At 37.4% G+C, this 21,065-nt stretch carries 22 protein-coding genes; 5 read left to right on the top strand and 17 right to left on the bottom strand.

The genetic code is table 11. The annotated features are described in order from the left end of the window. Position 1 precedes the first annotated feature (1 nt). Positions 2 to 493: a zinc ribbon domain-containing protein gene (locus ACSG5Z_RS21580; protein ID WP_087985935.1), complete on the bottom strand. Its 492-nt coding sequence runs from the start codon at positions 491 to 493 to the stop codon at positions 2 to 4. Positions 494 to 651: 158 nt separating this feature from the next. On the opposite strand from ACSG5Z_RS21580, the gene ACSG5Z_RS21575 reads away from it, so the two are divergent. Further along, on the top strand, positions 652 to 2,271 hold the full coding sequence (locus ACSG5Z_RS21575; protein ID WP_087985936.1) for an SWIM zinc finger family protein: 1,620 nt from the start codon (positions 652 to 654) through the stop codon (positions 2,269 to 2,271). Then, positions 2,255 to 5,011: a DEAD/DEAH box helicase gene (locus tag ACSG5Z_RS21570; RefSeq protein WP_435712074.1), complete on the top strand. Its 2,757-nt coding sequence runs from the start codon at positions 2,255 to 2,257 to the stop codon at positions 5,009 to 5,011. Before ACSG5Z_RS21575 ends, ACSG5Z_RS21570 begins: the two co-directional genes overlap by 17 nt. A 175-nt stretch (positions 5,012 to 5,186) precedes the next feature. On the opposite strand, the gene ACSG5Z_RS21565 is transcribed toward ACSG5Z_RS21570, so the two are convergent. Continuing rightward, complete coding sequence (locus ACSG5Z_RS21565) at positions 5,187 to 5,672, bottom strand: VanZ family protein (RefSeq protein ID WP_087985938.1); 486 nt, start codon at positions 5,670 to 5,672, stop codon at positions 5,187 to 5,189. Positions 5,673 to 5,782: 110 nt separating this feature from the next. Between ACSG5Z_RS21565 and ACSG5Z_RS21560 the strand changes: the two genes are divergently transcribed. Together ACSG5Z_RS21560 and ACSG5Z_RS21555 are read left to right on the top strand one after the other, a co-directional pair. After that, the gene (locus tag ACSG5Z_RS21560; RefSeq protein ID WP_087985939.1) at positions 5,783 to 6,007 is read left to right on the top strand and encodes a DUF1659 domain-containing protein; all 225 of its coding nucleotides are present in this window, start codon (positions 5,783 to 5,785) and stop codon (positions 6,005 to 6,007) included. A 107-nt stretch (positions 6,008 to 6,114) separates the two neighbouring features. Beyond that, complete coding sequence (locus ACSG5Z_RS21555) at positions 6,115 to 6,330, top strand: DUF2922 domain-containing protein (RefSeq protein WP_001197599.1); 216 nt, start codon at positions 6,115 to 6,117, stop codon at positions 6,328 to 6,330. A 19-nt stretch (positions 6,331 to 6,349) separates the two neighbouring features. Here ACSG5Z_RS21555 and ACSG5Z_RS21550 read toward each other — a convergent pair whose 3' ends face one another. After that, complete coding sequence (locus ACSG5Z_RS21550) at positions 6,350 to 6,748, bottom strand: DUF4359 domain-containing protein (RefSeq protein ID WP_000731403.1); 399 nt, start codon at positions 6,746 to 6,748, stop codon at positions 6,350 to 6,352. A gap of 194 nt (positions 6,749 to 6,942) precedes the next feature. Between ACSG5Z_RS21550 and ACSG5Z_RS21545 the strand changes: the two genes are divergently transcribed. Continuing rightward, positions 6,943 to 7,449, top strand: coding sequence for a competence protein ComK (locus ACSG5Z_RS21545; RefSeq protein WP_048542596.1), 507 nt, complete (start codon positions 6,943 to 6,945; stop codon positions 7,447 to 7,449). Positions 7,450 to 7,504: 55 nt separating this feature from the next. On the opposite strand, the gene ACSG5Z_RS21540 is transcribed toward ACSG5Z_RS21545, so the two are convergent. The 14 genes from ACSG5Z_RS21540 to tagU form a co-directional block, all read right to left on the bottom strand. After that, complete coding sequence (locus ACSG5Z_RS21540; protein ID WP_087985940.1) at positions 7,505 to 7,975, bottom strand: sigma-70 family RNA polymerase sigma factor; 471 nt, start codon at positions 7,973 to 7,975, stop codon at positions 7,505 to 7,507. A 233-nt stretch (positions 7,976 to 8,208) separates the two neighbouring features. Then, complete coding sequence (locus ACSG5Z_RS21535) at positions 8,209 to 8,379, bottom strand: hypothetical protein (protein ID WP_435712073.1); 171 nt, start codon at positions 8,377 to 8,379, stop codon at positions 8,209 to 8,211. An 82-nt stretch (positions 8,380 to 8,461) separates the two neighbouring features. Further along, complete coding sequence (gene yknW / locus ACSG5Z_RS21530; RefSeq protein ID WP_060488003.1) at positions 8,462 to 9,130, bottom strand: YknW family membrane protein; 669 nt, start codon at positions 9,128 to 9,130, stop codon at positions 8,462 to 8,464. Positions 9,131 to 9,257: 127 nt separating this feature from the next. Beyond that, positions 9,258 to 10,460 carry an ABC transporter permease gene (locus ACSG5Z_RS21525; RefSeq protein WP_137011282.1) on the bottom strand — a complete coding sequence of 401 codons (1,203 nt, stop codon included), beginning with the start codon at positions 10,458 to 10,460 and terminating at the stop codon, positions 9,258 to 9,260. After that, the gene (locus ACSG5Z_RS21520) at positions 10,457 to 11,137 is read right to left on the bottom strand and encodes an ABC transporter ATP-binding protein (RefSeq protein WP_000631628.1); all 681 of its coding nucleotides are present in this window, start codon (positions 11,135 to 11,137) and stop codon (positions 10,457 to 10,459) included. Before ACSG5Z_RS21520 ends, ACSG5Z_RS21525 begins: the two co-directional genes overlap by 4 nt. Then, positions 11,134 to 12,327 (bottom strand): efflux RND transporter periplasmic adaptor subunit, encoded by a 1,194-nt coding sequence (locus tag ACSG5Z_RS21515; RefSeq protein WP_088064836.1) that lies wholly within the window; start codon positions 12,325 to 12,327, stop codon positions 11,134 to 11,136. Before ACSG5Z_RS21515 ends, ACSG5Z_RS21520 begins: the two co-directional genes overlap by 4 nt. Before the next feature lie 239 nt (positions 12,328 to 12,566). After that, the gene (locus ACSG5Z_RS21510) at positions 12,567 to 13,901 is read right to left on the bottom strand and encodes an MFS transporter (protein WP_046955541.1); all 1,335 of its coding nucleotides are present in this window, start codon (positions 13,899 to 13,901) and stop codon (positions 12,567 to 12,569) included. Positions 13,902 to 13,920: 19 nt separating this feature from the next. Next, the gene (locus tag ACSG5Z_RS21505) at positions 13,921 to 14,955 is read right to left on the bottom strand and encodes an ABC transporter substrate-binding protein (RefSeq protein WP_435712072.1); all 1,035 of its coding nucleotides are present in this window, start codon (positions 14,953 to 14,955) and stop codon (positions 13,921 to 13,923) included. Next, positions 14,952 to 15,734, bottom strand: coding sequence for a DUF3919 family protein (locus ACSG5Z_RS21500; protein ID WP_000826638.1), 783 nt, complete (start codon positions 15,732 to 15,734; stop codon positions 14,952 to 14,954). Before ACSG5Z_RS21500 ends, ACSG5Z_RS21505 begins: the two co-directional genes overlap by 4 nt. Before the next feature lie 66 nt (positions 15,735 to 15,800). Continuing rightward, entirely contained in the window at positions 15,801 to 17,231 is a 1,431-nt protein-coding gene (locus ACSG5Z_RS21495; protein ID WP_435712071.1) for a HAMP domain-containing sensor histidine kinase, read from the bottom strand. A gap of 11 nt (positions 17,232 to 17,242) precedes the next feature. Further along, positions 17,243 to 17,914 (bottom strand): response regulator transcription factor, encoded by a 672-nt coding sequence (locus tag ACSG5Z_RS21490; RefSeq protein WP_064476140.1) that lies wholly within the window; start codon positions 17,912 to 17,914, stop codon positions 17,243 to 17,245. 122 nt (positions 17,915 to 18,036) lie between these two features. Beyond that, positions 18,037 to 19,029 (bottom strand): UDP-glucose 4-epimerase GalE, encoded by a 993-nt coding sequence (gene galE, locus ACSG5Z_RS21485; protein WP_435712070.1) that lies wholly within the window; start codon positions 19,027 to 19,029, stop codon positions 18,037 to 18,039. Positions 19,030 to 19,118: 89 nt separating this feature from the next. Next, entirely contained in the window at positions 19,119 to 19,937 is an 819-nt protein-coding gene (locus ACSG5Z_RS21480) for an SGNH/GDSL hydrolase family protein (protein ID WP_426934159.1), read from the bottom strand. Positions 19,938 to 20,035: 98 nt separating this feature from the next. Beyond that, complete coding sequence (gene tagU, locus ACSG5Z_RS21475) at positions 20,036 to 20,950, bottom strand: polyisoprenyl-teichoic acid--peptidoglycan teichoic acid transferase TagU (RefSeq protein WP_087985949.1); 915 nt, start codon at positions 20,948 to 20,950, stop codon at positions 20,036 to 20,038. Positions 20,951 to 21,065: the final 115 nt, after the last annotated feature.

Here is a 21,065-nt window from a genome sequence, read left to right as displayed (position 1 = left end):
TTCACTCCCCACTTTGCTTAATCCCACAAACCGGACAGTAAGTAGAGTTTTGATCGATATGTTCATTACATGAAATACAATTTGTCGTTTCACCTTCATGTTCTATCGCTAACATTGGATTAGGCTTTCCACACGAACCACAAAACTTATCATTTATTGATAAAGGTCCACCACATTCACATGTAGCTTTCTCGCCTTGTTGCTTTTGCAGTTCAACAATGCGTTTTCTTGCTTGATAAATAGCTACATCAAATTCTTGAACTGGAGCAATCATTTCTTGTAGGCTCGCTTCATCTACTCCGTTTCCTCTTAATTGAACGTAGACTCGTTGTCCAATCTCTAATAGAACCTCTGCCTTTTTCTGCATTTGCACTTGCATTTCTTTTTTCAGTTGAGCGATTTCTTGCGCAACTTGTAACTTCATCTTCCCTTGCTCAATTCCTTCTTGTAACTTATTCATTCCACTGCCTAACTTCGTCTGTAAATCTGACAAACTATTTCTCCTCCTATGCATATATAGTAATATACAAAATTAACACTATATATATTACCATGATTTTCAATTTATGTAATCCAAATTTCATTTTTTCTGTTTTGAGCATTTTTTGTTTATAATGGTAAAGGAAAGAAATATGTGTACGGAGGAATATTATGCTGCAACACTCAATTACGAAAGATGAAATTATGATGATTGCGAATGAGTTCGTTCAAGGACTAGATCCACAGCAAACAGCTGATCAGGAACATGTCGCTACAGCTCGGCACCTATATCGTAGTGGTGTTGTCTACAACGTTGACTTTGATGGTTATACGCTGTCAGGAACTGTAGATGCTGCAGGCAGCGTATATAGCGTCCATATCCCGATTCGTAACGTCGCTGAAAGCTATTGCGATTGCTTTGCACCAACGCAATGTGAGCATATGCTCGCTGTTTTACTATCTGCAGCATCTAGTTTCGGGCAAGTAGGAGATGTATTAACTTTATTTAAAAATAATACGAAACCTTCCCTTCCTCCTATTCGAACTGCAAGACAAGTATTGCAATCATCAGCGTTTGAAGAAACGGATTATAAAAGTTGGCAATCGTATTTTGACAACGAATATGAAACATTTAAAAAAGAACAAGCTCGGCTTACTTATAAACAAATGTATTTTCTTATGAGTATTTTTACAGACTTCTATACGAAACTCGAGCGGAAAGCTCCGCGTATCGTTGCGATACATGAGTTGTTCAGGCTACACGCAGCGCTTTATTGCTTTCAAAAATTATTAGAAGAAATTCAGGACTTCGAAGCAAATAAAACGTATTCTTATCACCAGCCTGTTAACGTCGTTCGCTTATTTGTAGATAAAGTGGAATCCATCGTTCGGGACTTACAAACAGAAGCGATTCCTTCAGAGTCTGAAGCAATTTTGCAAGAAACAGCTCGTCTCGTTCACGAAGTATTCTTCTCCACCGACGCCTATACGCAAGAAAGATTTTTTATTTATCGTCACATATGGAGTGAACTCTTACACAATAAAGAGAAACTGCAAGAAGAAGAAAAGCGAATCGATACGAAAATCAATCCACTTTCCAAAGCATTAGCATCTTCTCATCTACTCTTTTTAAATGACGAAGACCTATTAGCTATGGACTTACTAAAGAAACAGCCTGCTTCTGTTGTAAGTCTGTACTTCTATTGGTTAGAAGAGCTATTAAATACAATGCAGTGGGATCGTGCGAAAAACTGGCTTTCCTTTACGTATAAACAAGTGAAGAAAACGATACATGAGCACGAAAATACGATTTTCATAAAAGATATCGTTCGCTTATTTGTCATCATGTATGAAACGTATGCAACCCATACAAATGAACAAGCCGGACTCGAAATGATTTTGCAAGAGCTATTACCATATAGTTTCGCAAACTATGAGCAATACGTACTCGCGAAAAAGCAATATCGTACATGGGCAGAACTTCAGCTCTTACATGGGTTTGAAGCAATTGAACTTTTGAAAGAGCCACTGAAAGATATTGAAAAGGAAGCACCAGAAGCAGCCCTTCCTCTTTATCACCTTGCTGCTACCGAGGCCATTGAAGAGCGAAACCGCAAATCATATAGACGTGCAGTTCGTTACTTAAAGAAATTACGTACATTATATAAACGATTAAAGCGTACTGATGAATGGGATGCTTTCATTATTCACATCGCAAACTTACATTCACGTCTTCGTGCACTACAAGAGGAATTACGGAAAGGAAAATTAATCGATGATCAATCAAACTGAAGTAACAATTAGGCTCCAGCACGTTAGTCAAGGTTGGTTCCTTTGGGGAGAAAATGACAGCGGTACTCCATTATCCGTAACAAGTTGGAAACGAAATGCATTTACATGGCACTCCACTTCCTTCTACGGCACGTTTCTAAAGGAAGCGACCTTTGAAGGAAAACAAGGTGTTATGCTAACAAACGCACAAGCATTTGAATACATCGCTAATAAACCGATGAACTCCTTTGCCCATATTCAAATGAATGGCCCTATTACAGCACTTACGAAAGATGCGAACGAATTATGGGATGTCTTCACAAGCGGTAGCTTCGTACCTGATATGGAGCGTTGGCCCAAACAACCATCTTGGAAAGTGCAAAATACCCCAATTGAAGATGACACATTGGCATCTCTTTTCTCGGCGGCGGTAAATGAAAGCATATTACAAGATAACCGTTCAAACGACGGATGGGAAGATGCCAAGAGACTTTATGAACATTACGACTTTACGAAAAGACAATTGGATGCAGCACTACATGAAGAAGATTGGCTTCGAAAAATTGGTTACATTGAAGATGACCTTCCCTTTACAATTGGACTACGGCTACAAGAGCCGCAAGAAGAATTTGAAATGTGGAAGCTTGAGACAATTGTTACACCAAAGCGCGGGGCACATCGCATATATGTATATGAAAGTATCGATTCTTTACCAAAACGATGGCACGATTATGAAGAACGCATTCTTGAAACACAAGAAGGATTCAGTAAGCTCGTGCCGTGGTTAAAAGAAGGCGATACATTCCGAACTGAGCTCTTTGAAACAGAAGCGTGGAACTTCTTAACAGAAGCAAGTAACGAATTACTCGCTGCAGGTATTACGATTTTACTGCCATCCTGGTGGCAAAATTTAAAAGCGACAAAACCAAAATTACGTGTGCAGCTGAAGCAAAATGCCACGCAAACGCAATCTTTCTTCGGCATGAATACACTCGTTAACTTTGACTGGCGCATTTCAACGAACGGCATTGATTTATCCGAAAGCGAATTTTTCGAACTCGTTGAACAAAACAAACGGTTATTCAATATAAATGGTCAATGGATGAGACTGGATCCAGCCTTTATTGAAGAAGTACGAAAGCTTATGAACCGTGCCGATAAATATGGACTAGAAATGAAAGATGTCCTTCAGCAACATTTATCAAACACTGCTGAAACGGAAATTGTAGAAGAAGATAGTCCATTTACCGATATTGAAATCGAGCTAGATGGATATTATGAAGAACTATTCCAAAAACTACTGCACATTGGAGATATTCCAAAAGTAGATGTCCCTTCTGCACTAAACGCAACACTCCGTCCGTATCAACAACATGGCATTGAATGGTTATTATATTTAAGAACGCTTGGATTCGGAGCATTATTAGCTGACGACATGGGACTTGGAAAAAGTATTCAAACGATCACTTACTTACTATATATAAAAGAGAACAATCTCCAAACAGGCCCTGCTTTAATCGTAGCACCGACATCTGTTCTTGGTAATTGGCAAAAAGAATTTGAGCGTTTCGCACCAAATTTACGTGTTCAGTTACATTATGGAAGTAACCGAGCGAAAGGTGAATCATTTAAAGACTTCCTTCAATCAGCAGATGTTGTATTAACATCTTATGCATTAGCTCAGCTTGATGAAGAAGAACTTAGTACGTTATGCTGGGATGCTGTTATTTTGGATGAAGCACAAAATATTAAAAACCCACATACGAAGCAGTCGAAAGCAGTACGAAACTTGCAAGCAACTCACAAAATCGCTTTAACCGGTACACCGATGGAAAACCGACTTTCCGAGCTTTGGTCTATTTTTGACTTCATTAATCACGGATATCTTGGCAGCTTAGGACAATTCCAGCGCCGCTTCGTCTCACCTATTGAAAAAGATCGTGACGAAGGAAAAATCCAACAAGTTCAACGATTTATCTCACCATTTTTACTGCGTCGTACGAAAAAAGATCAAACAGTCGCATTAAACTTACCAGATAAACAAGAACAGAAAGCGTACTGTCCACTTACTGGTGAACAAGCTTCCTTATATGAACAACTTGTTCAAGATACATTGCAAAATGTAGAAGGATTAAGCGGGATTGAAAGACGCGGATTTATATTACTCATGCTGAACAAACTTAAACAAATTTGTAACCATCCTGCTCTTTATTTAAAAGAAACAGAACCAAAAGACATCATCGAACGTTCCATGAAAACGAGCACGCTAATGGAACTAATTGAAAATATAAAAGATCAAAATGAAAGTTGTTTAATCTTCACACAATACATCGGTATGGGGAACATGCTAAAAAATGTGTTAGAAGAACATTTCGGTCAGCGCGTCCTCTTCTTAAACGGTAGTGTACCGAAGAAGGAACGTGACAAAATGATCGAGCAGTTCCAAAACGGAACGTATGACATTTTCATCTTATCGTTAAAAGCAGGTGGAACTGGCTTAAACTTAACCGCTGCCAACCATGTCATTCACTACGACCGTTGGTGGAACCCAGCTGTAGAAAACCAAGCAACAGACCGCGCATATCGTATTGGTCAAAAACGCTTCGTTCACGTTCATAAACTTATTACAACGGGGACACTTGAAGAGAAAATTGATGAAATGTTAGAAAGAAAACAATCATTAAACAACGCTGTCATTACAACCGATAGTTGGATGACCGAACTATCTACAGATGAACTAAAAGAATTACTTGGTGTATAAAGTGAAACTTTAATCAGTGGGGGTTTTGTTCATCCCCACTGATTATTAGTTGAACCAATCGGACGTTTACGGACAGTTGATCTCCCACCTAACTTCTTTGCTCCAACTGAATTTTGAGGTGGGAGTTTTACTGTCCGTTAACGCGGGATAAACAAAAGGAGCTAATCTCAAAAGATTAGCTCCTTTTTCTATTCCAAAACCAATTGCTTATTATAATTCCTGTTAATCCGCCGCACGTATCCAGTAATGAATCTTGCCACATCGGTGTACGATCTCCCGTAGTCCATTGATGAATTTCATCAAATGTTGCATATCCCGCAACGAAAAGAAGAGCATATATAAAACATCTTTTCCTCGAATAACCTGATCGATGAAAAGCGTAATACGTCAATGAGCCAAGCATAAAGAACACCATAAAATGCGCACCTTTACGAAGGAAAAACTCAATAAATCCGCCTACACCTTTATTTGCAATGCTAACAGGTGTACCACCGCCATAATCGATAGATACCCATGAAAAATGCTCTTTCACAAACTCAACATTTACATATTGTTCAATATCCGAGCGCATATCCTGCTTTTTATATGGTTGTGCCGAGGAATAGAAAATCAACCCCATCCATAGTAAAACAGGAATCCAAAATAACCATTTACGTTTCATTCTTCCGAAGCCCCTCTCTTAGTCTTTTAAGCGTACCAAAAAAAAGAATAAATTTCACGCCAAAACATGACATTTGCACCCTATTTATAAAGTGAAAGGGGGTGATAAACATGGCAGTCGAAACAATCGTAACGGACTTAACTTTACGTCTTGTCTTAAACAATGGATTAGATCAGAACGGAAAAACAGCTTTTAAGCAAAAACAATTTAAGCGTGTTAAAACAAACGCAAACTTAGAGCAAGTACAAAACGTAGCACGTGCTCTTGCTTCTTTACAAGCATCACCGCTTCACGCTATACAGCTTGTTAGCACATCAGATCTTTCTACCCTATAAGGTTAAAATTTACTTAGTGGGGGGTGTTCATCCCCCGCTAAGTATGAACCAACACCAATCACCCTGCCCGCAATATAGCCGGATAAATAAAAAGGAGGAAATAACATATGCAAGTACTAGAATTAATTTTTGCGAAAGAAGATGGAAAAACAGTTGTTTTTTCTATCGAGAAACCTATCACACCCGTCGATGCACAAGTCGTAAATCAAGTAATGGATACCATCCTTGCCTCATCTGTATTTTCATCAATTAATGAAAATACCCGAAAAAAAGGAGCCCGTCTCGTAGAAAAGAATGTATCTGAAGTTCCAATTAACTTATAAACAAAAAGACGAATCTGCATCATTTTGCAGATTCGTCTTTTTTCTTCGGCATTTCAATCGGAATAAAGATTTTTGAAAAACCGACGCATACATATTTATAATGTTCTCCGCCTATATCAAACTCGGTCGTATATGTTGAGAAGAAAATATAATCATTTCGCTTTGTATAATTCTCGATTAATAATCCAACTTGTGGCTCAACATATTTTTTCGCCAACTTCTTACCAGCCGATGCTAAATCGCCAAGGAGACCTTCTTCATTTTCCTTTTGAACTTCGTCTAGCTTCTTACTTACATCATTACGTTTCATAAACTGCTTCGCTGCCCAATCCGTATATTCACCTTTACTCGGATTACTATTTGCTAAATATACTAGAAGAACAACAACTAGAGCCATAATAATATACTTTTTCTTCATACTATCTCACCGCCTACTCTTTTCTATTTTCATATATATGTACAAGCGATGCAAATTAGAAAGACTAACATCTATTGATTGTAAACGAATAGTCAAAATTTACAATATGAAACAGAATATTAATAATTAATTTACTTAATTCGTATATAATTATATTTGGTATTACTATCATTTATAAGGGAGGAATCAAATTTATGAATGAAGAAAATGATATTATTATTTCTAATTCTACAATGATGCTGGAACCTTACAAGCACCCTTATTATCGCACCAAAATTATCGACAGTAGCGGGAACCATCTTTACTCCTGTCAAACTGCTCTCCAACTCATCAAGCAATCTTGTCTAACCAATGTTCACTCTACTTATCAAGGTAGACGTAATGCAGTCCAAACAAACTTTAAATTCAAACAAAATGTCCCAATTCCAATTAATCATCGAGAATATATTTGTGCTTTCCCGACAGAATCTCCTTCTTCTCCAAACTGTATATGGCTATTTTATAACCATATAGATGACATAGAATTTTTCAAAAAGAGCAAAAAAGCTAACATTCATTTTTCAAATGGCACTACTACAACAATACATATCAGTCCCCATAAGTTAAAACAACAATTATTAAAAGCTGGATACGTATTATCACGTATGAACATGCAAGATTCACTACAATTTAAAAACCTCTTATTACATTTACTACCTTAACAGAATAAGTAGAATGGAAAGCAATATCCCTTGCCTTCCATTCTTATAATCCTATTTATCCTCTTAAGCTATTTCGCATTTTCTCAAGTGCTTGCCGATACACCCACCTCACTTGATAATAAGTCATTTCCATCTCGCTAGCGATTTCCCCCATCGTCTTCCCTACAAAAAAACGTTCGAAAATAATATACTTCTCCTTCTCATCTAATACACTCATAAAATCCTTTGCTCTTATTTCAGCATCTTCAAACGTAAAAATCTCCTCATATTCACCTACGTAAACATTCCTTTCTTGCAAGGCAGACTCTTTCTTCAACCTTTCCAATATATAACCACGCACCGTTACAACTGCATATGCAGGAAAACTTCCTTTCTCCGCATCAAATCTTTCATAAGCATGCCAAAGACCAATTAAACCACATTGATAATACTCTTCATGATCTTGATAAATACCTAGCTTCTTTATTTGATTTACAATCATTCCTTCATACAAAACAACTGTCTCTGTAAAAGTCGCTGGCTTCACACAGTACCTGTTTCTAAAAGGTATACCTCTTTGTTATTCCGCCGGTACCTCCACAATATAAAAATAAAGAAGCGATTTCACTGTGAGTAATTTTAAATACGACCGCCGAAATTTGAAATTACACGAAGTAGAATTTGAAATTCTGCTGGTCGTATTTGAAATAAGGGTAAAAATAAAAAAGATTCCTTCTATAAGTGAGAAGGAATCTTTTTTTTATACATTTTCGATTTATACTATTCTGTAGTTATACGTTTGAAAGATCTATCGATTGCATATAAACCTGTAGCTAAAATACAACTTATAACGCCAACAAATATATAAGGATTCTTATTCGGCATATATTCTACCGCTAACAATAATACAACTAACATGAACAAAAAATTTGCTAATAACCTCTTAAACATATGTATCTACTCCTTATAACAAAAATGCAGCAATTACTTTTATAATTGCTGCATTTCTTTCTAGCGACTTAAAGTACCACTATTATTGGAACATTCCTTGTAAAGCGCCTAATCCAAGAGCTAAGACAAAGAAAACAATAGTAATAATTGTTGCCTGCTTTTTAGTTAAACCTGCTGTAATTTGAAGACCTAGCCATGTAACTACGTATCCCCAAATTGTAAACACCTCAAATTTACTTACAATACCTTTTACAACACCACTACTTGAGGCAAAAACTGGCCCTAAGCCGGTATACATTTCCTGACCTGATCCACCTAAAATATATGCCAAAATCGTATTGATTAATAAACCAATTAATGAAATAACACTTGAATATACAGTAATCGCCAATAATTTCTTATAAGAAGTATCATTGCTCATAAACATCATTAACACTTTATACACCACAGCACCCAATAGGAAACTAAACCCCATACCAAGAGCACCTACACCGAATCCCATACCATATGTCATTCCAGCTGAAACAGTAACACCTAATTCCTTATTAAGCTTAATAGCTTCAGGTGTTAGAGAATATACATAAGCTGCAAATCCACCAACCAATCCAGCTAGTAAAACAAGTATCCAAAACGCACCCCAAACTGCATTACTAGTCTTCATTCTCTCAAACTGTTCACCTGGAGATGTAATCATCCCTAATAGCGATGGCTTTTTAGAACCTACATCTTGCGTATTAATATTCGCTTCCATTATAACGCCTCCTTCTATTTATATAACCCGTTCTAACGGGCGGTTCACTTCCTCACATAGAGGCTACGAACCGCCCACTAGAACGGTAATGTATAGTAGAGAGCCCACTCTCTACTACACTACTAACTTATTCATAACGTAATGCTTCAATTGGATCTAACTTCGCAGCTTTATTCGCTGGAATTAATCCAAAGATAATACCAAGTGTCATAGAGAACAGTACGCCTCCAACAACAACCTCCCACGAAACGAGTGGTGGCCATTTCGCAAATGTGGAAACAATATATGCCCCGCCATATCCAAGACCAATTCCGATTAAACCACCTAGAAGCGTTAACATGACTGCTTCAATTAAAAATTGCAATAAAATTTTACTACGTGTTGCCCCAAGCGCTTTACGTATCCCAATTTCGCGCGTACGCTCCGTTACAGATACAAGCATAATGTTCATAACACCGATACCGCCAACGACTAATGAAATACCAGCGATACCGCCGATGATCATCGTCATGATGCTAGTGACTTTAGAAACATTTTCTTGTAACTCTTTTAAATTCACCAGTTCATATTTACCTGGAATTTCACTTGGTTTACGACTATTTAACACATCAACAGCTTGTTTCCCAGCTGCTTCTAAATCGTCTACATTTTTAGCTTGAATTGCGATATTTTGAATATCATCTGTTCCGAATAAAACAGGCCATAATGTAAGGGGGATTAACGCTTCTTCCATTTCAAATCCCATAAACTCATTATCAGATGTATACACACCAATAATTTGCATTGGCTGCCCCTTCATCTCAATAATTTGTCCAACTGGGTTTACGTCCTTAAATAACGTCTCTTCTGTTTTTGTACTAATCATCACAACGTTATTTGCATGAGAAATATCTGATTCACCTAAAGTACGTCCCTTTACGATCTTTACTTTATTAACCGCAAAATATTCATTATCAAGACCAATAACATTCAGATTTGCTTTTTTATCATTTACATCCAATATCTCTGTTGTCGAATTTGTCGTAATAACATGTGAAACATCTTTCACTTGTTTTACTTCCATAATATCCTCTTCTGTTAACTTTGGTATTTCAAATCCGCCTATAGCAAACTCATCATTCATATCTGGTTTAAATTGAATTGGCATAAGGTTATTACCACCAGAACCTGCGAATTTCGACTTCAGCATCGCTTCCCCGCCTTGCCCAATTGCAACGACAGTAATAATAGAACCAACACCGATAATAATACCGAGCATCGTAAGAGCTGAACGCAGTTTATGAGCTAAAATAGAAGATAGGGCAATTTTTATACTATCTAGTAAACTCATACCGCACACCTTCTATCTTCTGTAATTTTCCCGTCTCGCAGTACAATGCGGCGGGAAGAATACGCTGCTACTTCCTCTTCATGCGTAACCATAACAATCGTTGTACCTTCTGCATTAAGCTTTGTGAAAATATCCATAACTTGCTCACCAGACTTCGTATCAAGCGCACCAGTAGGCTCATCAGCCATAATGAACGTTGGATTATTCGCAATCGACCTTGCAATCGCTACACGCTGCTTCTGTCCACCTGATAATTCATTCGGCAAATGATGAACCCTATCTGACAAACCGACTTTACCAAGCGCTTCCAGAGCCCTTTGACGACGCTCTGCTTTCTTCACACCACCGTATACGAGCGGAAGTTCAACATTTTCGACTGCCGAAAGACGCGGAAGCAAATTAAAGTGCTGAAACACAAATCCAATATATTCATTACGAATTAAAGCAAGCTTTGACTCGTCTGCTGTTAAGATATTCACATCATTCAGCATATATTCGCCTTCTGTTGGACGATCTAAACAACCGATAATATTCATAAGCGTTGATTTACCAGAACCAGACGGTCCCATAATCGAAACGAACTCACCGCTTTGAATCGTTAAACTAATACCGTGCAAAATCGGCACTGCCAATTTTCCTTGATAATACGTTTTAGCAATATTATTTAACGTAATCATTTCTCTTTCACTTCCATTCCGTCATACACGTCGTCGGAAGGATTTTTAACCACCTTTTGCCCCACTTTTGCGCCTTCAACAATCTCTGTCCAATCTCCATCAGTAGAACCTTTTTTCACATTTTGTTTACGAAGCTTCCCTTTCTCCTCAACATAAACAAATGCATCATCGCCTTTTTCTACAATGCTCTTAGTTGGAACAGCAATCATCGTCTTATTCTCTAAACTTACTTGCAGAGAAACGTGATAACCTGGAGATAAACCATCTTGACTATCAAGACTTGCTTTATATGTATATTGGGACATATTTTGAGTCGCTTCACCCATACCACCAGCTTGAGCCATCTCTGCACTCGTTGGGAATTCACTTACCTCTGTAATTTTACCTGTCCACTTCTTCTTACTATTTGCTTTCGCAGTGACAGTAAATGTTTGATCTGGTTGAATTTGTGACTTCTGAAGCTCAGTTAACGTCCCTTGAACTTGGAATGGATCTTTAGACGCCACTTGTAAAAATGCTTTCCCTTGACCACCTAACGCTTGAGATGAACTTTGCGCCGCATCTTTATCTAACTTTTGAACGACACCAGTAAAATTACTATAAATCGTAAGCTCTTTCTGCTTTTTACTTAACTCTTCTTTCTGCAACTTCCCTTTTTCTTTCTCAAGATCAGTTGTCTTTTGCGCCATCTCTAACTCACTTACTTGCTCATCCATCGGATCTGTTACTTCTTTCCCAGCTCCGCTATCCTTTGCCTTCTTAATTTCTTTCTTCAACGAATCAATTTTCTTCTTTCCTTGATCATAACGCATATCTGCCATCTTTTGATCAAGCTCAGCTTGCTTCATTTGCAAGTTAATCTCTTCATTATCATAAGAGAATAACTTCGTACCTTTCTCTACCTCTTGTCCTTCTTTCACTGCAATATCTTTCACTTTTCCTTTAGTCGGATCCGCATAGAAACTTTCAATATTCCCTGGTTTCACCTGACCAGAAATTAACTTCGTATTATTAAGCTTTCGCTCCGTTACCTTCTCAAAGCTCACAGCATCAGCAGATGTTGATGCCCCCTTCTTCTTACCTTGCATAATAAAAATATTAACTGCTGCTACAATAACAATTAGTGCAATAACCCCGATGATAATCCATTTCTTCTTCTTGTTTGGAGTACGAACCGTATTTGGTACCATATTCTCTCTCCTTTTATAACTTAATAGTTTAATGTAAGAATTGTATAAAACTTTCCGAAAACAGATTACATATTATTACATTCTTTTTACAAAGTTTTACACATCCATTTATATTGTAACAAAAATTCCAATGATTAGAAATATGACATCTTGTCTTTTAAGATAGATTTAAGGAAAGATTATATTAATATAAGAAAAGCCATCCAAAATGATAATTGGATAGCTTTTCAAACAAAATATTACGCTACTTTAGTTTTTTTCCCCTCATGTCCACGTTGAACGATGAACAAGAAGATTGTTGATAAAATTGCACCTGTTAATAGTAAGATGAAGCAACCGTCCCAGCCAGAACGGTCAACAATAACACCGATTGCTGCGTTTGCTACAAGACTTCCGCCTACATAACCGAACAGACCACACATACCAACTGTCGTACCTACTGCAAATTTCGGTACTAATTCCATCGCACTTAAACCGATTAAGAACTGTGGCACATAAATTAAGCAACCGATAATAGAAACTGCAATACTTACAACAAGTATGCTAGTTGCTTGCCAATATACAAACGTACCAATAACAACTCCGACCATACTAATGATACATAATGGCATACGTTTTCCTTTAAATAATTTATCACTTAAAAGACCAACGATTAATGAACTTGGAATTGCCATACCTTCAAAGATTGCGTACGCTGCGTGTGCTTCATTTTTTGAGAAACCTTTAACCGTCGTTAAATAAAGTGGAACCCAGTTAATAACACCGAAGCGAATTAAATAAACAAATGCATTCGCAATACATAAGAACCATACAAATTTATTTTTCACTACATATTTCATTAAAATTTCTTTTGGTGACATCTTGTTAGCATTATCTGCTTTTTCAAGATTTTCATAGTCATTACGATATTCATCAATTGGAGGAAGACCTTCTGATTCTGGTGTATCCTTCGCATTAATCCAAACAAGAACTGAGATTACCATTGCGATAATCGCTGGGAAAATAAACACGCCGCCTTGCCAATGATTTTCACCAAAAATAGCTACACCAATTCCGACAAGTGGTGGTACGAGCATTCCGCCAACGTTATGTGAAATATTCCAAATACCTGTTTTCGTACCGCGTTCTTTCTTCGAGAACCATTTCGTCATAACGATACTACAAGGTGGTGCTCCCATACCTTGTACAATACCATTTAGAACAAGTAGTGTAACAATCATTCCAAATGACGATGCAAAACCGAAACAAATATTTACAAGCCCTGATAAGAATAAACCGACTGCGATAAAGCGCTGGGCGAAAGCTTTATCTGACAAATTACCCATAAAGAACTTACTAAATCCATAAACAATTGCCATGATTGAACCTAGTAGTCCAATTTCAGCTGTACTAAATCCATATTCTTGTACTAAATACGTACTTGATAACGTAAAGTTACTACGAACTAAATAATAAGCAGCATACCCAACTGAAATTCCCATCAATACACGAATACGTAATAATTTGTATACTCGATCAATCATATCCGCTGGCAATCTTTCAATTGCAGGTGCTGGCTTGAGCCATTTAAACATATATTTCCGTCTCCTTTTCTCACTTCTGAGAGAGACGCTGTCTATTCCATATCTCGATTATTCCGCTATTTGATATATTTTGGTTTGTTCTTCTAACCGGCTGTCCTTCTATTTCTTTCTCGTTCTTCGCAAACATCGTTGGTACGCCAAACGAAACTTTTTCTAAAATGTGACCCGCTTCTTCTGATAAACAATAATCAATAAATAAATCCGCAATAATACCATTCGGTGCACGTTTTAGTTTCGAAATCGCATTAACAGATAACCCTGTTTGCTCAGGTACAATACTTACAATTGGAAAGCCTCGTTTTTGAAGCATTCTCTGATCTCCCATGAAATTGATGCCTATCATATACTCACCGCTCGCAACAAGTTCCACTGGTATGTAACCATTCACCGTTACTTCACCAACTTGTCCTGCAAGGTTCTTCACATATTCCTTCGCTTCCACTTCACCTAAAGTATCAATAAGTGATTGAAAAAACGTATATGCTGTTCCTGAGACATTTGGATCTGGCATTACAATTTTCCCCTTATATACTGGATTTAATAAATCTTGCCACCTTGATGGATAAGGAAATCCAAGCGGTGCTATTTCTTCATTCCACCGCTCTTTATTGATCGCAATTGCCAGCTTCTCCACTTCATAACCGTACCAATAACCGTCTTTATCTTTAACAGTTTTTGAAATACGGTTCGCATGCTGACTCATAACAGGAATAGATAGATTTTTTTGCTTCATCATTTGATGCGCGTCTACCGTACCGCCAATAATAATATCCGCTTTCGGATTTCCAGCTTCCTCTTCTACCCTCCGAAGAAGCTCTTCTGTCGAAAGACGAATAAATTCATACGTACAGCCGCGTGATTTACAAAATGATGAAAGCAAAGCCTCACCAACTTCCTCACGTGCCGCTACATACGCAACAAGATGACGATCATCCAAAATAGGGAGACCACTTTTATTATATTTAATAGAGGTTGTATCTCGAGAGCAACTAGACATCGCTCCTCCAATTACTAGCAAAAAGAAGAAAAAGGCTATCTTTCTCATGACACATTCTCCTTTACAAATAAATTTGCGAGGGAGCTTTTCATATACATAACATTCCCGTTATTATCGCCGAGATATTGCACAACAAAGTAAGATGGATATACAGAAATAGTAAGAATGTCTTCCCGCTCATTCTTTATACGCTTCCCTGTTTTATAAGCGGTAATATAAGCAATCGGTTCATTCTGTGATTGTAATAATTTCTGTATTTCTCCGTAATCTGTAATTTGCTTTGCGTACCGAATCGAATCAAGTATGTGCGTAAGATTCATCGCACGTTCTACATCACCTTGGCGTACTATGACATCCTGCGCTGACGCAAAAAAATCACTAATACGTTCTGGTGTGTAATACAGGCTTAACAAATACGTTTGAAATGCTGAAATCATTGGGTCCGTACCATTCTTTCCGTACATATCAGCCCCGTACTGGAACAAGTCACCTACTGCAAAAGTACGTTTATGTCCATTCAAGTACGTTACTTCTCCAGTAAATACTTGTTCTTGATTCTTAGCTTCTCTCGGTTCTATTTGAATTCGGTCAAAGAATGAAACAATCGTATGCAAACGAACTTCATCCGTTATAACAATTTCTCCCCACTTTTCATGCCTAACCTTCATTTCGGTAGGCAGGGATTCATTCACTCTTTGTAAAACAGTTTGTTTGTCATTCACTATTGTGATTCGATTATATATTTGCTTCTCCATCACATAAAACAAAATAAGAGAAACAATTATACAAAGAACAAACATAAGAATTTGAAATGATAGCCTTTTCATTTCTGCCTACCTCCAAGATAAAAAAACGTTGTTTCGAAAATACCGCATAATTGTTTCATAAATGTATCATTTAACCGCTTTCAAGTTTTTTATGTCTTCCATCCGTCTCGGAAGCAAAAATGTAATAAATATTGTAGTACCAATCTCTTCACTACTCTCAATTCGCATACTTCCGCCCTGCTTATTCATAATCTCCTGACAAATATACAAACCGTAACCATTCCCGTAACTAGAAGGCAGGACTTTACCTTCTGACGATTCATTCCACTCTGCAAGCACACATTCATCTATACCAATGCCATCATCATGAACAAAAACCTTCGCCTCACGTTCATTTACAATTACATTCATACGAATTTGTGTAGCATCGCTATATTTTATCGCATTATCCAGCACGTTTAAGAAAATCTGTTTCGTCTTATCGAAATCCGCAACAACATGTACATCTGTTAACTCATTTATCACTTCAATCTCAAATTTCTGCAGACGAGGTTTCACAATTGAAACTGCTTCTTCTGCTAATTCCTTTACATTCACAACTGTAGGTGACACTTCAAACGTACTCTTCCCGTACTTTGAAGACTTAAGCAATTCCTCTACAAGTGATAATAAACGCTCACTCTCTACAGCCACATATCGCAGGCTCTCTTTTACATCTTCCTTCGCCTTTAACTTCGGAATTAAATCCACATAGCCAATAATCGCCGTTAACGGTGTTTTTAGCTCATGCGTAATGCGGTCTAAGAAATCTTTCTGCTTCTCTTTCTCCTCTTTCAATTGCTTAATATGCAGCTCAATTCCATCAGCCATCGCATTAAAAGATGCTGAAAGCTGAGCAATTTCCACATATTCATTTAGCTCAATCTTACTTTTATAATCCCCATTCGCAAGCCGCTTTGCCATTTGTCTTAACTGATCAATCGGCTTATGAAGAGACTTTGCCAAACGAATTGCAAAGAAAATACCTGCAGCTACGAGACAAAGAGACGTCATTAAGAACGTCCAGCCAACATTTGTTAAAACTTCCTTCTCACCCGTTAACTCATTTATAAAACGAACACTTCCGATGACATCGTTTCCATAATAAACTGGGCTTGAAAACAAAAGAATTGGAGCTGGATCTCCCTCTTCAAAAACATAAGACTTCTTCCCCTTCAAAGAACTTTCAATATCAATGTTCCGATGAAGAAGCGCTCCTTTTTGCGTATCCGCAACAACATCTCCATTCTTCCCAATCATCTGTACACGGACATCCATGCGCTTCGCTAAATACGAAGCAATTAAAAGTGAATTCGGACCGAGCGTCTCTACCTCTGCTTCCTTCTCTAAATAATTCATCGTATAAATTTGTGCTTCTACACTTAACTTCTCTAAAGAATTTGCCGCGTTATGATACATATTCTTTTCTAACGTAATATAAACAACTGCGTACAAAAGAACAAAAATCGGGATTAACAGTCCCACTATTCCAAACACCATATTTCTTTTTAAAGACATACCATCACCACTTAACAATCTAGTTTATAGCCAACGCCATAAATTGTCTTAATATATTCCCCGCTATTCCCTAGCTTCTTCCGCAGTCTTTGCACCATAATATCAACCGCTCTCGTATTTCCGATATACTCAAATCCCCATACTTTCTCAAGTAACTCATCTCTCATAAATACACGCTGCGGATTGGAAACAAACAACTGACATAAATTAAACTCTCGGTACGTTAACTGAATTTCTTGTCCACTAACATGCACTTTTCTTTCCTTAGGACAAATCGTTATCTCTCCTGCCCCAATTACTTCATGACTTACCGTTACCTCTGCCTTCTTCACACGCCGCGTCATATTCTTGACCCGAAGAATAAGCTCCGCATAATTAAATGGCTTCGTCACATAATCATCCGCACCAAGCTGCAGACCAAGCAATTTATCATTCATCTGACTCTTTGCAGTTAACATGAGCACTGGAATATCCCTATTCTTCTCACGGAACAAGCGAAGCAACTCATACCCATCTGTATCTGGTAGCATAACATCCAAAATTAATACATCCGGTCCTTCATTCCATTTCTCTAAAGCTTCTCTTCCATCAGCCGCCGTGAGCACTTCATACCCTTCCATCTCCAACTGCATCCGAATCAAATTACGAATACTCGATTCATCATCAACTACAAGTATTTTCATTATTCTCCTCCTTCCATCCCGTATTATAGTACAGTTTAGTATAGCAAAAATCCTATAAAAAAAGAGAGGGTATTGTCGAACATATGTTGAACGACAATACCCTCTCTTTCACTTATTATATTTTATTTAGCATACCCATTAGGTTGCTTCTGATGCCAATTCCAAGCATGCTCAATGATTGTCTTCACATTTACATACTGAGGATCCCATCCTAGCTTCTCTTTCGCTTTCTGAGAAGAAGCAACTAAACGTGCTGGATCTCCCGCACGACGTGGCGCTACTTCAGCAAGAATTTCATGATTTGTAACTTCACGAACTGCATCAACGATTTCTTTTACACTGAAACCATTACCATTTCCTAAGTTATAGAAATCACTCTCTCCGCCGTTCTGTAGGTCTTTAAGTCCTAAGAAGTGAGCTGCCACTAAATCTTCAACATGAATATAATCACGGATACAAGTACCATCTGGTGTATTATAATCATCACCAAACATCATAATCTTCTCACGTTGACCTAACGCCACTTGCAGTACAAGAGGAATTAAATGCGTCTCTGGGCGGTGATCTTCCCCAATAATACCATTTGGAGTTGCACCAGCCACGTTAAAGTATCTGAAAATCTTATAACGTAAATTAGAAGCTTGGCTATACCAATGAAGCATCTTCTCGATTGCTAACTTCGTTTCTCCATACGTATTCGTTGGATTTGTCATCGTTTCCTCAGTAATAAGGTCTACATCTACCTCACCATACGTCGCCGCAGTAGAAGAGAAAATAAACTTATCTACCTTAAACTCATCCATTACCTCTAATAAGCAAAGTGCACCATACACATTGTTATTATAATATTGAAGAGGCTTCTCCATACTAACTCCAACTAAAGAATCAGCTGCGAAATGCATAACCGCCTCAATATTCTCTTGTTTAAAAACATCTCTTAAAAATGCTTTATCACGAAGGTCGCCATTATAAAACTTCGCACCTTCCGTAATTGCATCCTCATGACCAGTTTGTAAGTTATCTACTACTACTACAGATAAACCTTCGTCTACTAATTTTTTCACAGCGTGAGAACCGATATAACCAGCTCCACCGCAGATTAGAATTGAATTCATTGTCTTCCTCCTACATATATTAGGATTTCTTATTCACTTACTTATTATAAAAGGTATACGATTGCTCGTATACCTTTTGTGTACCTTTATTACTTAGCAACGAAATAATCCGTTACATATTGTGCCCAAACTTCATGTCCTTTAGCACTTGGGAAACCGAATTCTTCTGTTAAATATGGCAGGATAGACTTCGTTGCTGCATCAGGCCATGCTCCCCAATGATCCACATATGTATAACCATTTTGCGTCGCAAATTGCTTTAACGCCTCAATCGCCTTCGGATAATTCTTCGCACCATACACTGGGTTTGGTGGTTGAATCATAATCGTAGCACCCTTTGCACTAGTAGAAAGTGCTTGCACAAACTTCTGTGTACTCGCAACAGAGTTTCCATTACCAGTTTTACCATTGTCAGTAATAAACGGTGGCTCAAATAAAATCACATCTGGATTTTCTTTCGCAATCTCTTTATCACGTTTATTTGTGATTAACTCGTCTGTACTTTCACCCTTATATTCCTTTACTGTCACATTCCATAACCCTTTACCGTAAGCAGTTTCTAAATTAGCCGTTAACTTAGCTGCCCAAGCATCTTTTTCAGATGAAGAAGCTTCATCACCAACAATAACAAGGTTTACCACCTTTTTATCCTCAGCAGCTTTCTTTAACTTCTCTTTCACTTCATCTGGTAAATTCTTCGCATATGCTTCATTAAAAGATGACTTCGCATCTTGTTTTTTCTCTGCTTTCTTCGCTCCGCTATCTTTCACTTCAGACTTCGTTTTCGTTACTTCACTCGTCTGTCCCGTCGCATTCGCAATCTTCTTATTCCAGTACAATTTACCGCTCACAACCGAAGCGACAAACAATACAAAAATAACTAGGACAAGTACTGCTTTCTTATTCATCGATTCACCTCATCTATTAATCTCACAATATATAATATTAATATAAATCCATGCAAAAATAAACCCAACTCCTACCAAAGGAGTTGGGTTATTACATATTACTTAGTCACTTCAAGATGCGCTCTTAACTTATTCGTAATATCTTGTTTCGCTGCATCTGGAACGTAGTAGTACCAAATACCATCAGCAGCTTTGTGACCGTCACCTGGAATTTGAATTTCTTCACTATTCTCCATGCAATCTTTATAGTTCTTTTGAATATCAAACATTTGATCTTGCGTTAAACTTGTTTTAACATTTTTCTCAATTGCTTTTAATACATCACCATAATTTGCTAAAGAAGATACACTTGCACCTTTTTTAATTACAGCTTGAATGACTTGGCGTTGGCGCATTTGACGACCGAAGTCACCGCGTGGATCTTCATAACGCATGCGAGTATACTTTAATGCTGTTTCACCATTTAAATGGATATTACCTTTAGCAAAATGCTGATTTCTCGATGTAAACTCCAAATCGTTATTAACATCAACACCGCCAACAGCATCTACAATATCTTTGAACCCAGCCATGTTTACTTCGATGTAATGATCAACTGGTACATTAAGAAAATTCTCTACTGTTTTTACAGACATATCAATGCCACCGAAAGCATAAGCGTGGTTGATTTTATCTTTTTTACCTTTACCAACAATTTCTGTATAAGAATCACGTGGAATACTTGTAATTTTCATAGATTTTGTTTTTGGATTTAAAGTAAATAACATAAGTGAATCTGATCTACCTGTTCCATTATCTTCTTGGTCTACACCCATTAATAAAATAGATATAGGTTTATTATCTGCAATCTCTACTTTCTTATCTCGCTTATCGGACTTATCACGATCCAAAGGCTTATGCACTGTATTTAACGCATTAGACACATTAGAATATACAGTATATGCATATACACCACCAGCAATAACAAGAACACCAATGATACCTAGAATCCAAAATAGAATCTTTTTCTTCATCGTTTTTCCTTCTTTCGGGTAACAATTTCAACATTATAAATTTCATTCCATATAATACTATACGGATATACACATAACTTGTAAATGACTTGTAAACTAAATGCTACTCTAATAT

Origin of the sequence: Bacillus pretiosus (assembly GCF_051294775.1) — a bacterium.
Classification (GTDB): domain Bacteria; phylum Bacillota; class Bacilli; order Bacillales; family Bacillaceae_G; genus Bacillus_A; species Bacillus_A wiedmannii.
This window is presented reverse-complemented; position numbering and strand designations above follow the sequence as displayed.